Below are 14,037 nucleotides of genomic sequence, written 5' to 3'. Positions count from 1 at the left end.
GGATGTGGCGGGCATGCCGGGCGCCGTTGGTTGCCGCCGTCCTGCTGGCCGACATGGTGGGAGGCGGCGGGGCCGGTGGCGCGTCGGCCGCCCCGGGGACTCCGATCACGCTGGAGCGCGCGGGCCCCGCCTACCCGTTGACGCTGCGTGCACGGACCGGTGGTGAGGGCCTGCTGGAGGTCAGCGCCCAGGCACCCGGTGCCGACTGGGCGACCCGGGGCGCCGAGTCCGCGGTGGTGTCGGTGGCGGTGGACGGTCAGCTCGCCACCGACATCGTCGTGCTGTCCGCGCGGGACATCACAAGCCGCGTCCAGCTTGGCTATGTCCATGCCGGTATCCACACGCTCACGCTCGCCTTCGACCCGGACGCGTCCGCGGCAGCCACCCGGACGGTGACGCTCCGAGTGCTGTCGGCGTCGGTCTCGCCCTCCCCGGAGGCGGCAACACCGGTGTCACCGGCAACACCGGTGTCCGGCGCGCTCGCGCTGGCACATGCCCCCGTTCTGTACGGACGCTCCCTGCCTGCCGGTGGCGGCCGGTTCCAGAACAGCCACACCGACACCCCGCTCCTGGCCTGGCACACCCGGACAACCGTGCCAGCCGGCGCCGTGCCAGCCGGCGCCGTGCCAGCCGGCGCCGTGCCAGCCGGCACCGTGCCAGCCGGAGCTGTGCCCGTAGAGCCTGGTCACACCGTGCTGGAGTACAGCGTCATGTGGAGCAACGAGGACGGCGGCAACGGTGCCGACGCCGCGTCGCAGCAGGCGCTCTGGGGACGGTTGACCGACATCGAGTGGGTCTACCGGGTCGAGGTCGACGCAAGCGGGTCCACGGTGCCGGGGAGCGCCTTTTACCAGGGACCGGGCCACGTGGCATTGCCTTTCCGCGGGCGTTTCGAGCATGGGCATCCGCTGCTCCAGACGTGTACGACCAACAACATGGTGTGCGACGTGGTTGTCGATGCCGGTATGCGGTTTCTGCTCGCCGCCGACCGCGAACCCGCGCCGGGGCAGGCCCGGGAGCGGATGATGGACGCTTTTCCCTGGACCTATCAGGTCTGTGCCGCCGAGGTACGGCGAGAGGGAAAGATCGAACCGGTGGCGTCGCCGGACACGCCCGCGCTGTCGGACCCGCGTAACTACCTGTACATCGTGATCCGTAAGACCACCACAGGACTGGCCGGCCCGGGTCTCGGCTGGGTCGGCGCGGCCGTGGGTGTCCGGCTGCGGGAGAACCCCGGAGTCCTCTACCGATCAGACCATTTCATCACGGGCTGGTCGCTGCGCCGGGACGGCGCCGTGGCCACCGCGGTTGAACTGCCCGCGGGGACACGCCTTGCCGACGTGGCGGCGATCGAAGTGGCGCGAGTGCGGACCGGCGTGCTCGACCTCGGGTCAACGATCACGGTGACCGGGGTGGACCGGGCGTTCATGCTGGGCGTCGACATGATGCCGGCGGGCGGCTCCCTGACCTGGTCGGGCACTGTCACCCTCACGGCCAGCCGCCCGAACGGGGTTCTCCTGCGGCGCTGATCAGCCCGCCGGCGCCGATCAGCTCGCCGGCAGCGCTGCCGGCGGGTTGGTCATGAGGACGCGGGGGCAGGTTCTGTCCGCGACCGACATCCCGTGGAGAGGATCTCGATGAACACGTTGACAGAACCTGCCCCATCCGCGAACGGGCGCCGTGCCCTGCACGTCGGCGGTCGTTTCGCGACTCCGGACGCCCGCGCCGCCCGCGGGCGGGCTGCGCGGGCCACGGCTTCCCGCTCCAGCCATGCCGAGTTCTCCCCGTCATCACGGCGACCCGACCCGATCGACGTGATCGAGCGACAGTCGTCCACCCGCCTGCCCGAACTCGTGCCGATCCGGTACGGCCGGATGATGGAGTCGCCGTTCCGGTTCTACCGGGGCGCGGCGGCTATCATGGCCGGTGACCTTTCCAGGACACCGCGGACCGGGATAACCGTGCAGCTCTGCGGTGATGCCCATCTGGTGAACTTCCGCCTCCTCGCGTCACCCGAGCGACGCCTGATGTTCGATATCAACGACTTTGACGAGACGCTGCCCGGCCCCTGGGAATGGGACGTCAAGCGGCTGGCGGCAAGCCTTGTCATCGCGGGCCGGCACAACGGGTTCAGCCGGGCCGAAAGCCGGTCGGTGGTGACAACCATGGTCCGTTTCTACCGGGAGTGGATGCACCGGTTCGCGGCTATGGGCAACCTCGCCGTCTGGTACACCCGTGTCGACGTCGAGCGGCTCGAGGCCGAGTATCTGGATCGGCTCACGAAGGCCCGGCGCAAGCGGGTGGAGCGGACGGTGGGCGCGGCGCGGCGCCGTGACAGCCTGCGGGCCTTCGAGAAGCTGACCACGATCCGTGATGGTGAGCGCCGGATTGCGGCGGACCCGCCGTTGCTGGTACCGATCGCCGACCTGTTTCCCGGGGTCGAGGGTGACGCAATCGCGGAACAACTGGCGGAGGTGATTGGACAGTACCGGGTGTCCCTGTCACCGGACCGTCGCGTCCTGCTCAGTCAATACCATCTTGTCGATGTCGCCCGCAAGGTCGTCGGGGTTGGCAGCGTCGGTACCCGTTGCTGGATCGTCCTGATGCTCGGCCGCGATGACCAGGACCCGCTTTTTCTCCAGGTGAAGGAGGCGGACGTCTCGGTGCTCGCCGACTATCTGCCGGCGAGTGAGTACGCCAACCAGGGCGAGCGCGTTGTTTCCGGGCAGCGGCTGATGCAGGCGGCCAGCGACATTTTTCTCGGTTGGCACCGGGCGACCGGTCCGGACGGCCGGCAGCGGGATTTCTACGTCCGCCAGCTGTATGACTGGAAGGGCATCGCGCCGGTTGACGAGATGCCCCCGGCGAACATGCGGTCGTTCGCGGCCCTGTGCGGTGCGACGCTGGCTCGTGGGCATGCCAGGTCCGGGGACCGCATCGCCATCGCCTCCTACCTTGGCAACAGCGACGTGTTCGACCGGGCTCTTGCCGAGTTCGCCGAAGCGTACGCCAACCAGAACGAGCGCGACCACGCCGCGCTCGTCGAGGCCGTGAAGTCCGGCCGGGTCACCGCCGAGTCCATTGACTGACCCTGGTTGTGACTGACCATGGTTGCCGAGCGAAAGACGATCTTTTAGGGTTCGGTTGACCCGATCGTCCTCGTTGCCCCTGTCGGTCTCAAAAGATCATATTGATGGATAGGCTGCCGACCGCGTGCCGCGGGCCATGCGCGCGCGGCCGGCGGCCTGAGCTGGGCCGCTGCCATGTCGTGACAGTCACAGAGGAGGATGCTCGGAGGACGGGCGTTACGGCTGGCGCCGGGCGATATGAAGGTTGCGGTGCCCGGCGGCCAACGCCGGCCGTCACCAACGACACGACGAGACGACTTGAGGAGCCCCTGCGGTGAAGCTGGCGATGGGCACCCGGGAGGTCTTCGACGCGGAGAGCCTGCTTGAGGAGTACCTCGGTCCGCGCAAGCGAGGCCTGCGTTATGCCTACCCTTACTATGATGGGCTCACCACGAACGGTGACTCCGATCTGCTGTGCACAGGCGATCTCCTCGCCGCCTGCCTGCTCGGTGTCCAGGTGGATGTCGACCGGATGCACACGCTGACCGCGTTGATGCCGTTGCTGCAACGCGCGCTGGACAAGCTGCCGCCGGGGATCGAGCTGATCGAGGCCGACGAAGTCACTCTTGATCTTGTTGCGGCCCTGTACGACCCGCTTGACGATCCCGACGTCTTCGACCGGGACGTCAAGGGCTCGCTGATCGCCAAGGTCCTGCACCGCAAGCGGGCCGGGCTGGTGCCGCTGTTCGACTCGAAGGTCAGGATCTTCTACCAGCATGAGCGCTGCATCCCGCCGGCGCCGCGGGACGGCCGGTCCTGGCGTGAGTACATGCAGCTGCTGGTCAGGGCGATGCAGTACGACCTGCGGGAGAACGCCGACGAGTTCCGGCGGTTGTCCGCCCTCGTCCCTGACAGCGGACCGCCCCTGACCCCGCTGCGCATCCTCGACATCGTGGTGTGGATGAGCAGTGCCGTCTGATCCGCTGTTCCCGGCCGTGTTCATGATCTGGTTGCGCGCGTGATGCTGAGCGGGCCGTGGTGAGGCACGAGGAGGCGCCTTCGGGCTGTCTGCCCGCCGTTGTCGTCATGCCGTTGCGGGCGGCGCGCCGGGTTGTGACGGGCCGGGGCCGCGTCCGTGAGGAGCTCGGGCGGGGTGTAGCGCTGTGCGGCCGGGTCTGGGACGGCATCGCGGACCTCCCCTTCGAGGGTGTGGTCGTGATCGGCATGGACGGCCGGGTGGCCGCGATCGGGCCTCGGGACACGGTGGTGCTGCCGGGTGGCCTGCGTGTGATCGACTGCGCCTGGATCGGGCCGGGGGTCACCGATGCTCATGTTCATCTTGCGGCAACCGCGGCGTCCGGACACGATGAGCTGCGTGCTGGACTTGTCGCTGTGCGTGATCTGGGTTCCCCGATCGTGCGGCTGGCCCGCTGGCGTGTCGCCGCGCCGATCGCGGTTGCCGGGACCGGCCCGCGGGTGGTGGGCGCCGCGGACCCGCGACATCCGCGGCCCGCTCCGCCCGGCGACCGGAAAGCCGCTGACCAGGACGCGGCGGGCGGCTCCCGCGGACGCCGGCTGGTGTTTCGCCGCGCGGCGGGCCGCGGGGCCGAGGGCGAGATGACGGCAGACCCACCGGCCGCGGACCGGGCGCGCGGGGGCCGGGGCGGGTCGAACGGCGTTATGCCGGGCCGAGACGACCCGGCTGGCCGGAACGGGGCCGGACAGGACCCGCTCGACGCGCTGGCTGTGGCCGACAGCCCCGCCGCGGCCCGCAAAGTCGTCACCAGCCTCATCGCGGACGGTGTTGATCTCATCAAGGTGTGTCTCGGGGACGTTGCGGGCCCGGCGCGGCCTGGGCGGTCGCCACTGCGTTACGACGAGCTCGCGATCGTGCTGGAAGCCGCGCATACGGCCGGGCTACCGGTGATCGCGCACGCGCTGACCGTCGCAGCGGTGGAGCTGGCGCTGCGGGCGGGCGTGGATGAGCTCGCCCACGTCCCGCTGGAGCCGCTGCCGCCCGAAACCGTCGACCGGATCGCCGCCGCTGGCGTGCCGGTGGTGTCGACCCTGCAGTGTCACTCCGGGGCCGGCCCCGTGCCTGGGCGCAACGCGGCGCTGCTCCATCGCGCCGGTGTCTCCCTGATCTACGGTACCGATGCGGGCGGCGCGGGTAACCGTCCGCCCGGCGTCGATCCCCGGGAACTCGACCGGCTGGCCTATGCCGGGCTGGGCCGCCTCGGCGCGCTGCGCGCGGCGACCTCCGGCGCGGCGCGGGCAGCCGGGCTTGACGGCCAGCGGCCGTCGGGGCGTATCGAAGCGGGAGCGTACGCGGCCGTGGTCGGGCTCCCCGCGGACCCCCTGGTCGAGCCTGCGGCCTGGCGCCATCCGACAGTGGTGGTCAACGGCCAGCGGATGATCACGGCGTAATGTTCGCGAATGTGAAGCTTTCTGTCTTGATGCCGGTGTTCAATGAACAGGCCACCCTCGCGTCCGCGGTCAAGCGGGTGCTTGATGTCAGCTACCCCTGCGAGGTCGAGCTCGTAGTGGTCAACGACGGCAGCACGGACGGGACCCGGGCGATTCTCGACGGCATCGATGATCAGCGAGTGGTTGTCGTCCACCAGGCCGTGAACCGTGGCAAGGGCGCGGCGGTCCGGGCCGCGAGCCAGCTCGCAACCGGTGACTATCTCGTCATCTGCGATGCGGATCTTGAGTATGCGCCCGAAGAGATCCCGGCGCTGCTCGAGCCGGTTGTCGCTGGCCAGGCCCAGGTTGTCTACGGTTCGAGGACGTTCAGCAGCAACACCGCGTACTCGTTCTGGTATGTGATGGGCAACAAGGCGGTTACGCTTGCCGCGAACATCCTGTTCGACAGTTACATTTCCGATCTGGAAACCTGTTTCAAGCTGATGCCGCTCAGCCTGTACCGCGAGCTGGACGTCGTTCGGGTCGGTTTCGGGATGGAGGCCGAGGTGACAGCCAAGCTGCTCGCCCGTGGTATCCGGCCGTTCGAGGTGCCGATCAGCTACAAGGCCCGCACCCGGGCGGACGGGAAGAAACTGACCTGGAAGGACGGGGTCGAGGCGTTGTGGATACTGGGCTCGCTGCGGGTCCGGACCCGCGGTCAGGCCCGCCGGCCGGCGAAGGGCGAGTGCTGAACGTGGCCGGGACAGGCAGCGGGCATATCCCGCGCCCGCCCTCCGGCCACCCCCATGCGCGTGGGCTGCGACAATGGGCCGCGTGCTGAGCTACGCCGTGCGTGGGCTCACCCGCCGGCACGGCGTCGGTGAGCGTGCCGTCCTCGCCACGTGCGACCTCGACCTCGACATCGAGCGGGGCGAGGTGTTCGGCGTCCTCGGGCCGAACGGGGCCGGGAAGACCACGCTGGTGCGCCAGCTCATGGGGCTCATCCGGCCGGACGCAGGGTCGATCGAGATGCTCGGGTGGGACATCGTCGCCCGGCCGGACATCCCGCCCCGGCTGGCGGCCTATCTCGGTCAGGCTGACACGGCCCTCGCGGATCTCCCGGTGGGTGTCGCGGTGGAGACGACCGCCCGCCTGCGCGGGCTGGGCCGCGCCGCTTCCCGGGCGGCCCGGACAGCCGTCATGGACGAGCTCGGGCTGGCGCCGATCGCGAGCCGGCCGCTGCGGCACCTGTCCGGTGGCCAACGCAGGCTGGCCGCGGTTGCCTGCACGCTGGTCGGCGACCGCCAGGTGCTCGTCCTGGACGAACCGACGACCGGGCTGGACCCGACGGCCCGGCGGGCGGTGTGGTCGGCGCTGCAACGGCGCCGCGCCACCACGGGCGTCACCGTGCTGCTGGTCACGCACAACGTCCTGGAGGCGGAGACGGTCCTCGACCGTGTCGCCGTCCTCGACGCCGGCCGGGTGATCGCCTGTGACACTCCCGGGCGGCTCAAGGCGTCGGTGAGCGGGGACGTCCGGCTGGACCTGGTCTGGCGGTCCGAGCCGCCGCGCGATGACCCGACCATCGTGCGGCTCGCCCAGCACGCTGAGATCACCGGTCACCGGTGGAGCACGCGGATGACCGCGGCCGACGCGCGCGAGGCACTCGCGCGGCTCACGGCCGGTCCGGCCTTCGCCGCCCTCGACGACTTCACCCTGGCGACGCCGTCCCTTGAGGATGTCTACCTTGCCCTTGGTGGCGCGTCCCGCACCCTGGAGCGCACATGACCGCCGCCGCGTATAACGCGATATCCCAGTCCACCGGTGAGCCATCCCTGGCTCAGAGCGGTGCTGGTCAGAGCGGTGCTGGTCAGAGCGGTGCTGGTCAGAGCGGTGCCGGTCAGGACGGCGGCACGGTGGGTGCCGCCGTGACCGTGGCTGGCGCTGTGCTGCTGCCACCCAGCACCCGCTTCGGTCCGGCGCTGCGCGCTGTCTACGCCGGTCAGCTTGCACGCGGGCGGGTGGCCCGGGTGCCGCTGTTGTTCGTCGCGGCCTTCCAGTCCCTCGGGATCATGCTGTTGCTGCGGGGGGTCGTCGACACCGGAAACGAAACAACCAGCGAACAGGTGGTCGCGGGGTCAACCGTGCTGGTGGTGGCCTTCGTCGCGCTCAACCTGCTCGCGCAGCGCTTCGGGGCGCTGCGCGCGGCCGGGGCGCTCGACTACTACCTGACGTTGCCGATTCCCGGCAGCGCGGTGGTCCTCGGCACCGCCGCGTCCTATGCCTCGTTCGCGGTGCCGGGGACGGTCATCACGGCCGTGGTGGGCGCGCTGCTCTTTGACCTTCCGCTGTCGGGCCTGTGGCTGTTGCTACCGGTGGCCGCCTTGGCGGGCGCCTCGCTCGCCGGTATCGGGGCCGCGATCGGCCTGCTTGCCCCACGGCAGGAACTGGCCACCGTCGCCGGGCAGGTCGGCATGAGTGTCGTGCTGTTCGTGGGCATCATCCCGGCGGACCGGCTGCCCGCCGGAGCCAACGTGCTACGGGACCTGGTGCCCAGCACGTACGCGGTGGATGTGCTGGCCGCCGCGTTCCGCCCGTCCGTCGACTGGGCCGCGGCCGCCGCGGACCTGTTGGTGTGCGCGGTGGTCGCGGTCATCACGCTGACCGCGGCCAGCATGGCGCTGCGGCGTGCCGGCAATGCCCGGGGCTAGCGCGTGCCTGATGGATCGTCGGCCGCGCGGATCGATCACGCGGATCGATGCCCAGCAGGCGTCCTGCCACGCTGCCGTCGGTCCGGGCAGAGCCCCAAAGGCCGCGAATGTCACAAATATCATGGATGCCACAGATGTCAGCGATAAATGAATGGTGACAAAGCCGTTGCCGGACGCGCACGATGCAGGAACGCCGGGCTCACCCCAGGCTCCGCGGCCGCGCGCTCTCGGGGGGGTCGCCGCCGATTCGGATGACCCGTACGTGACCACTGACCGTGGCTACCGTTTCTGGGCGGTGGGACGGGCCGAGATCCTCACCGGTGTCGTGTGCGCGGTTGCCATGGCCGCCGCTGGGCTGTTGCTCGGACTGCTCTGGGCCGCGGCGGCTCCGCGTCTGGATGTCCGGGCCGCGATTGACGGAAGCGAGCTCGCTTTCGGCGCTCAGGCCGGGGCTGACGTGTACTTCGCCATGATCTGCGGGGTCGGTGGCCTGGCCGGGGGAGCGTTCGCGTTCTGGCGGGGCCGCAACGGAGGCTGGCCGGTTCCGGTGGGACTCGCGCTGGGCGGGATCGCCGGGTCCGTGCTGGCCAGCTGGATCGGCCACGGGCTGCGTTCCGCGCGGGTCATCGCGCAGCTTCCGCACGAGGCTGGCGATCTTGCCGTCCAGCTTGTCGACTTCCGGTTACGGTCGTCCGGCTTCCTGCTCGTCCTGCCCAGCGTGTCGTTGTTCACGCTCGCGATCCTGAGCTGGTTGTCGGTCTCGCTGAGGTCGCGTGGTGGAGCGGGCCGGCCGGCTGATCCGACGGGCTGAGAAGGACAGCCGCGGGCGGGGCCGCCCACTGTTCAGTTCGCGCTGGGGGTGATCCGGATGTGCTCGTCAGAGGCGATGGCGGTGAACCGTTCGAGGAGCCCGAGCTCACGGCGGAGGATTGTCCGCTCGGCCCGCAACCGGGCCGCGGCGTCGGGCGCGGCGAGCAGCGCCTGGCGTTCGGCTGTCTGGGTCACCATCGAGGCCGCGACCACATAGGACAACATCCGGGGATCATCGGGAAGATCGGGAAGTCGGATCTCGGCGGCCCGGGAGGTGGCGAGCCGGGCGGCGTAGTCGCGGAGCAGCTTCGCCACGACGGGGACCTGGGCGGCCGCCTCCTGGGCGTCACCGATGCCGTCGCTGAGGTACTCCACGTCACCCATGAGGTAGGGGCGGCTGGTCTGGTCCACCGCGAGCACCCGGAACCTTGCTCCGCCCGAGGTAACGATCGAAAAACGTCCGTCGGCATGTGGGTCGACCCGGCGGAGGTTCGCGGTGCAGCCAATCTCGTGGAAGACCGGTATGCGGTCCGTCCCGGTCTCCCGCCCGTGGCGGATGGCGACGACTCCGAAGCGGCGCGGTTCGCCCGCGGCAAGGTCCAGCAGGTCGGCGACGAGCACACGGTAGCGCTGCTCGAAGATCTCCAAGGGGAGCAGGAGACCAGGGAGCAGCACGGTTCCCAGCGGGAACAGGGCCAGTCGTTCGGTCATGGCGGGAACACCCGTTTCAGGTCGGGGCGGGTCCTGGGCGCTGGACGCGATCAGGCTCCGAGCTCATGATGGGCCAGTCGCCCGGTGAACGCTCGATGTCGTGTCGGCACGCTCGGCTGCCGTGCGGACGGTGACCGGGCGGGATCGTGCGTGCGTCGCTGAGGGCCGTTCGTGGTCCGCGCTGTCCGGCGCTGTCCGGGTGCGCTGACGGTGTATGGACAGCTGTGCGTTACTGTTATGCGACATATGGTTGCCCAGATGTGGGGTGTGGCGGGAGGCGTTTGCGTGGTCGAACCCACACCGGAGCTGCTGGTCGTCATCGCGTCGGCAGGGTCTGTGCCGTCGCGCGGGCCTGCTGGTCCCGAGGACGCCGGTGATGATCCAGGCGACCGGGACACGGAGCCGGCAGCGGCCGGGAGCGACCAGCGGCAGGTGATCGGCACGCTGCGCGGCTTGGCACGGGTCACCGCGATCCTGCTACCGCGGCTTGCCCTGGTCGTGTCCCCGCCGGGGGGCGCCGACGCGCTGGCCCGCCTGCCCGGTGTCGTAGGCGTGTTCACCCACACCGTGCCGGCGGGCCTGCGCGAGACCCTGACCGCGACGGAGAACCTTTTCGTCGACGCCTGGCTCGCACGTCTGGCAGGCAAGCGGCGGCTGGGGGAGGGAATGCCCTGGGACGCCGCCGATCGGCTTTCCCCCGAGCGGCAGCGCCCGGACCCGCCGGATCGGTTTCGCCGCTCCGGCGGAAACCCGGGTGATCCCCCGGGACCCGGTCCACGGGCGGGCTGCCAGCCGGACTAGAAGATCCGGCTGGGGGGCAACCAGTCAAATGTCCCCGACGACGTACGCGCCATGGCATACAGCCGGTCGCCGACTCTCGCGACGACCTCCAGATGCCGGTCGAACGAACTTTGGATCATTGTCACCGTGTCGACGTGCCCGAGCTCGGTGGCGAACACCCGCGGCGCGCTCCACGGAAAGCCGGACGCGTCGTTGTCCCGCCACAGGTGGACCAGGCCGCCGGCGGCGGATGGCGCGACGACCTCGAAGTTGCCTATCCGGCCGAACTGGCTCTGGACGAGCACGGGATTACCGGCCGTGCCTTCGGCGAACACCACTGAGGTCCGCCACAGCCCGTCATCGGCGCGGTAGAGGTGCACGAGCCGGCCACCGACCGACGCGACGGCCTCCAGATTGCCGGCGCCCAGGCCGCCGGCGCCGAAGCTGCTCTGGATGAGGCTGACCGAATCGACCCGGCCGAGGTTCGCCGCCACGAGAACGGGCCGGCTCCACGGGTAACCGGCGACGTCGTTGTCACGGGAGAGGTACAGCAGGCCGACGTCTGGAGCCGGGACGAGCAGCTCGAACGTACCCAGCCGGCCGAACCGGCTGTGGATCAGCGACGGCATCCCCGCGGCGCCGTTCACCAGCTGGGTGGGCTCGTGCCAGCGCAGCGACGATCCGCTGTCGCGCCAGAGGAACACCAGCGAGGTGCCGGTCCGGGCGATCACCTCCAGCGCGCCGGGGGCCGCGAGCCGGCTCTGGATCATGGTGAGCGCGTCGATCCGGCCGATTGCCTGCGCGATCTGGGTCGGCTCCCGCCAGGGCAGGCCCGGGGCGTCGTTGTCACGCCACAGGTGGGTCATGCCGGCGAACGCGGAAGGCACGACCAGCTCGAAGTTGCCGGCCTGGCCGAAGTCGCCCTGTACCAGGACCGGGTTGCCAGCCACCCCGCGGCCCCAGCCGATGTGGCTAGGGGTGTACCGGCACATCTCGAAGCTGTTGGAGCGCATCAGGCAGGTCATGCTGTCGGGTGCGCAACTGTCACAGTTGCCGTTGGGGGCCCCGAACCGTCCCCAGGCGCCACCGCAGCCGCAGCCGCTGGCGGCGTACTCGTCCGGGCAGCCGAAGATGTGCCCGGTCTCGTGGGCGAACACGCGGTCGAGGTTGTCCGGGCCCCAACCGTCGTTGTCGTAGGACAGGACGAGCCGGGGGCCGCCGACCGAGCTGTAGGCGAAGTCGGACAATGGGTACTTGGTGACGAACGCGCAGTAGGACCATCGCGTGCCATGGAACTCGCGTAGATCGTCGACGAACTCGTACACCCCGTCGAAGTTCGACGTGTATCCGAGCTGGCCCATGGCGGAATCCCGCCAGAGCGCCTCCAGATCGGCGGCGGCGGGGTTCGCGGGCGTCGAGATCCGGACGATCCTGATGTCGTAGCTGAAGGTGAGGTCCGCGGCGGGATTGGTGGTTGCATACCAGGACAGCCCGTTCTGGACCTCCGCGACGACCTTGGTGCGTTCCGCGGCGGTGAACTGGAGATCGGCTGTCGGCCCCTCGACGATGACCAGACCGATGGCGATGCTGCCTTCCATGAAGCCGCTGGTGGGCATGGCGGGAGCGGCGTGCCCGACCGGTTCGCCCGTCTGGTCGCCGGCGGCGGTGGCGATGGGGGTGGCGGTCAGCGGCCGCGCTGTGCCCGCGCCGGGGGAGCCGGGGGAGCGCTCGGCCGGGGGGCTGCTGACGGCGTCCGGGGCACGTCTGGGCGAGCTTCGTGGCGGCGGGACATCGGTACAGGATCGGTCCATGTCCCAGGCTTCGTCGGCCCTGATCCGGTCCTGCTTGGCCCGCATGTAGTCGGCGCTGTTCCGCAGCTGGAAGGCTGCCAGGCCGAGGCGCTCGATCCGGTTCAGCTCAGCTGGGTCAATCACGGTGATGTGCGTCTCAGTGGTTGGGGTGGCACGCGCGTTCGGTCGCGGGGAGGAGGTCGCGCCGGCCGTGTTGACGATATTGAGCCGGCCGTAGCGGTGGAGTATCCGCGTGCCCTCCCGCGCGGCCGTGAGCGGTTCGGCCGGATCCGCTTCCCCGGCAGGCGCGCCGCTCGCCTGCGCATCCGTATGAATCATGACAATTTGTTCGTTGGCTGGTAGGTCCCCCGCCATGGGTGATCTGTGTCCCTTCCGCTGGGCAGCTGTGCGGAGTTGTACCGGGTTGATCTAGAGTTGTGTTGCGTTTGAGAAAACCGCATACGCGAAAACCGCGTCGGCTCTGTGCCAGGGCGCGTTGGTGCCCCGGTACGCGCTGGTGCTCCGGTGCCCGGTGGTACTCCGGTACACAGCGGTGCCCGTGGTATGCGGTAGGCCCAGGCGCATGGCACCAACCAGATGTACGTCAGCGGTCCAGATGTGCGTCAACGGCCGGGTGCGCGCTGGCGCCGAGGCAGGCCGGCGGCGTGCCTCAGTACTGACGGGCGGGTGGTGCCGCGACCGGTGATGTCCGCCGGTCCCAGCGCCACCGAGCACCGTGTGCACCCGGAAGAAGCGGGAGCGGATGCCGGCTCCCGCCGGGCGGGCCCGCCATGATCCAGTGGGCTCGCCTCCGTCGTTCGCGGGCCGGCCAGCGGGAGCCGGGCGGCCCGTACAGTCAGCCCAGGGGGCGTCGGGTGGGGCCCGAGGGCGGCGGCTCGCCCCGCAGCTGGGTATCCCCCCAGCCGATGCTTCCCTGGAGGCTCGGCTGAAGGTGCTGGTTCTGCTGGACCTGCGGGCCTGGTGGGCTTTGCTGGCCCCCGCGCGCCTGCGCCGCCATCGCCTCGGCCACGTTGTGCATGATGGCTTCGACTAGGCGCACCGCCTGGGTGGTGGGCAGGTTCAGTACCACCTCGGCGTCTCCGGCGATCTGGAACCGTACGGACACATCCACCATGTCGCAATCCCCATCTCCGGGTAGGTCTCCTGAGGCCCGCACAGGCGCGGAAGCGCCATAATCGCGCCTCCTGGCCGTGAGCATGCCTGGATCAGCATGTACGTGCGGTCCGGGTCCTTCCGCCGCACAGATCACGGTACGTCGCGGCGTTCCGTAGCCGTACGCGGCCTCGGTATGGACGCGCCGGAGCGGCCAGCCCGATCACGGTTGGGTAGTGTCCGGACGGTGACCGCACCATATTGCACTGTGGCCGACTGTATTGCCGAGTTCGAACGTTGTTATCCGTCATCCTGGGCACAGCCGTGGGATGTGGTGGGCCTCACCGTCGGCGACCCGGATATGCCGGTCCGGCATGTTCTGTTCGCCGTCGACCCAACGGTCGATGTCGCGCGGGAAGCCGTTGATCGTGGTGCGCAGCTCCTGGTCACCCATCATCCGCTGTTCCTCCGGGGCGTTCACGGCGTCGCGGAGACCGATGCGGGTGGCCGGGTCGTGGCAACGCTGATCCGTGGCGGTGCGGCGCTGTTCAGCGCGCATACGAACGCCGATGTGGCCTGTCCCGGCGTGAGTGACGCGCTCGCGCGGGCAATCGGGCTGTGCGACGTCGGGCCGCTGGCTGAGCCCGA

Annotated in this window: 13 protein-coding genes; 10 read left to right on the top strand and 3 right to left on the bottom strand. The window is 70.1% G+C overall.

The features are described 5' to 3' along the window. The first annotated feature begins 2 nt into the window (after nucleotides 1-2). The 8 genes from MJ777_RS02725 (at nucleotide 3) to MJ777_RS02690 (ending at nucleotide 8,996) form a co-directional block, all read left to right on the top strand. The gene (locus MJ777_RS02725) at nucleotides 3-1,529 is read left to right on the top strand and encodes a hypothetical protein (RefSeq protein WP_239372902.1); all 1,527 of its coding nucleotides are present in this window, start codon (nucleotides 3-5) and stop codon (nucleotides 1,527-1,529) included. Between the two features lie 108 nt (nucleotides 1,530-1,637). Beyond that, a complete protein-coding gene (locus MJ777_RS02720; RefSeq protein WP_239372900.1) occupies nucleotides 1,638-3,089 on the top strand; it encodes a DUF2252 domain-containing protein in 1,452 nt (483 codons plus the stop codon). A gap of 313 nt (nucleotides 3,090-3,402) precedes the next feature. Further along, a complete protein-coding gene (locus MJ777_RS02715; RefSeq protein WP_239312355.1) occupies nucleotides 3,403-4,047 on the top strand; it encodes a DUF6308 family protein in 645 nt (214 codons plus the stop codon). 59 nt (nucleotides 4,048-4,106) lie between these two features. Next, nucleotides 4,107-5,495, top strand: coding sequence for an amidohydrolase family protein (locus MJ777_RS02710; protein ID WP_239372898.1), 1,389 nt, complete (start codon nucleotides 4,107-4,109; stop codon nucleotides 5,493-5,495). Beyond that, complete coding sequence (locus MJ777_RS02705; RefSeq protein WP_370652629.1) at nucleotides 5,495-6,226, top strand: glycosyltransferase family 2 protein; 732 nt, start codon at nucleotides 5,495-5,497, stop codon at nucleotides 6,224-6,226. The genes MJ777_RS02710 and MJ777_RS02705 overlap by 1 nt, the downstream gene beginning before the upstream one ends. Nucleotides 6,227-6,299: 73 nt before the next feature. Continuing rightward, the gene (locus MJ777_RS02700) at nucleotides 6,300-7,262 is read left to right on the top strand and encodes an ABC transporter ATP-binding protein (RefSeq protein ID WP_239311631.1); all 963 of its coding nucleotides are present in this window, start codon (nucleotides 6,300-6,302) and stop codon (nucleotides 7,260-7,262) included. Then, nucleotides 7,259-8,185 (top strand): ABC transporter permease, encoded by a 927-nt coding sequence (locus MJ777_RS02695; protein WP_239372884.1) that lies wholly within the window; start codon nucleotides 7,259-7,261, stop codon nucleotides 8,183-8,185. Before MJ777_RS02700 ends, MJ777_RS02695 begins: the two co-directional genes overlap by 4 nt. A 262-nt stretch (nucleotides 8,186-8,447) precedes the next feature. Further along, complete coding sequence (locus MJ777_RS02690) at nucleotides 8,448-8,996, top strand: hypothetical protein (RefSeq protein ID WP_239311628.1); 549 nt, start codon at nucleotides 8,448-8,450, stop codon at nucleotides 8,994-8,996. Nucleotides 8,997-9,028: 32 nt separating this feature from the next. Here the strand turns inward: MJ777_RS02690 and MJ777_RS02685 are convergent, their stop codons facing one another. After that, nucleotides 9,029-9,706 carry an LON peptidase substrate-binding domain-containing protein gene (locus MJ777_RS02685; RefSeq protein ID WP_239311626.1) on the bottom strand — a complete coding sequence of 226 codons (678 nt, stop codon included), beginning with the start codon at nucleotides 9,704-9,706 and terminating at the stop codon, nucleotides 9,029-9,031. Nucleotides 9,707-9,991: 285 nt separating this feature from the next. On the opposite strand from MJ777_RS02685, the gene MJ777_RS02680 reads away from it, so the two are divergent. After that, nucleotides 9,992-10,507: a hypothetical protein gene (locus MJ777_RS02680; RefSeq protein ID WP_239347045.1), complete on the top strand. Its 516-nt coding sequence runs from the start codon at nucleotides 9,992-9,994 to the stop codon at nucleotides 10,505-10,507. On the opposite strand, the gene MJ777_RS02675 is transcribed toward MJ777_RS02680, so the two are convergent. Together MJ777_RS02675 and MJ777_RS02670 are read right to left on the bottom strand one after the other, a co-directional pair. Then, nucleotides 10,504-12,615: a hypothetical protein gene (locus MJ777_RS02675; RefSeq protein WP_370652628.1), complete on the bottom strand. Its 2,112-nt coding sequence runs from the start codon at nucleotides 12,613-12,615 to the stop codon at nucleotides 10,504-10,506. The genes MJ777_RS02680 and MJ777_RS02675 overlap by 4 nt on opposite strands. A 517-nt stretch (nucleotides 12,616-13,132) precedes the next feature. Further along, entirely contained in the window at nucleotides 13,133-13,411 is a 279-nt protein-coding gene (locus tag MJ777_RS02670; protein ID WP_239311621.1) for a hypothetical protein, read from the bottom strand. Nucleotides 13,412-13,657: 246 nt separating this feature from the next. Here MJ777_RS02670 and MJ777_RS02665 point away from each other — a divergent pair. Next, nucleotides 13,658-14,037 (top strand): Nif3-like dinuclear metal center hexameric protein (locus MJ777_RS02665; RefSeq protein ID WP_370652627.1); only part of this gene is annotated, 380 nt, incomplete at its 3' end.

The sequence above is a fragment of the Protofrankia sp. Cj5 genome (assembly GCF_917627405.1).
Lineage (GTDB): Bacteria > Actinomycetota > Actinomycetes > Frankiales > Frankiaceae > Protofrankia.
This window is presented reverse-complemented; position numbering and strand designations above follow the sequence as displayed.

What these genes read in the sequence shown, in the direction of transcription:
- MJ777_RS02700 (WP_239311631.1), top strand. Translation starts at nt 6,300, where the DNA reads ATGGGCCGCGTGCTGAGCTACGCCGTGCGTGGGCTCACCCGCCGGCAC.
- MJ777_RS02670 (WP_239311621.1), bottom strand. Translation starts at nt 13,411, where the DNA reads ATGGTGGATGTGTCCGTACGGTTCCAGATCGCCGGAGACGCCGAGGTG.
- MJ777_RS02695 (WP_239372884.1), top strand. Translation starts at nt 7,259, where the DNA reads ATGACCGCCGCCGCGTATAACGCGATATCCCAGTCCACCGGTGAGCCA.
- MJ777_RS02725 (WP_239372902.1), top strand. Translation starts at nt 3, where the DNA reads ATGTGGCGGGCATGCCGGGCGCCGTTGGTTGCCGCCGTCCTGCTGGCC.
- MJ777_RS02720 (WP_239372900.1), top strand. Translation starts at nt 1,638, where the DNA reads ATGAACACGTTGACAGAACCTGCCCCATCCGCGAACGGGCGCCGTGCC.
- MJ777_RS02705 (WP_370652629.1), top strand. Translation starts at nt 5,495, where the DNA reads ATGTTCGCGAATGTGAAGCTTTCTGTCTTGATGCCGGTGTTCAATGAA.
- MJ777_RS02685 (WP_239311626.1), bottom strand. Translation starts at nt 9,706, where the DNA reads ATGACCGAACGACTGGCCCTGTTCCCGCTGGGAACCGTGCTGCTCCCT.
- MJ777_RS02675 (WP_370652628.1), bottom strand. Translation starts at nt 12,615, where the DNA reads ATGATTCATACGGATGCGCAGGCGAGCGGCGCGCCTGCCGGGGAAGCG.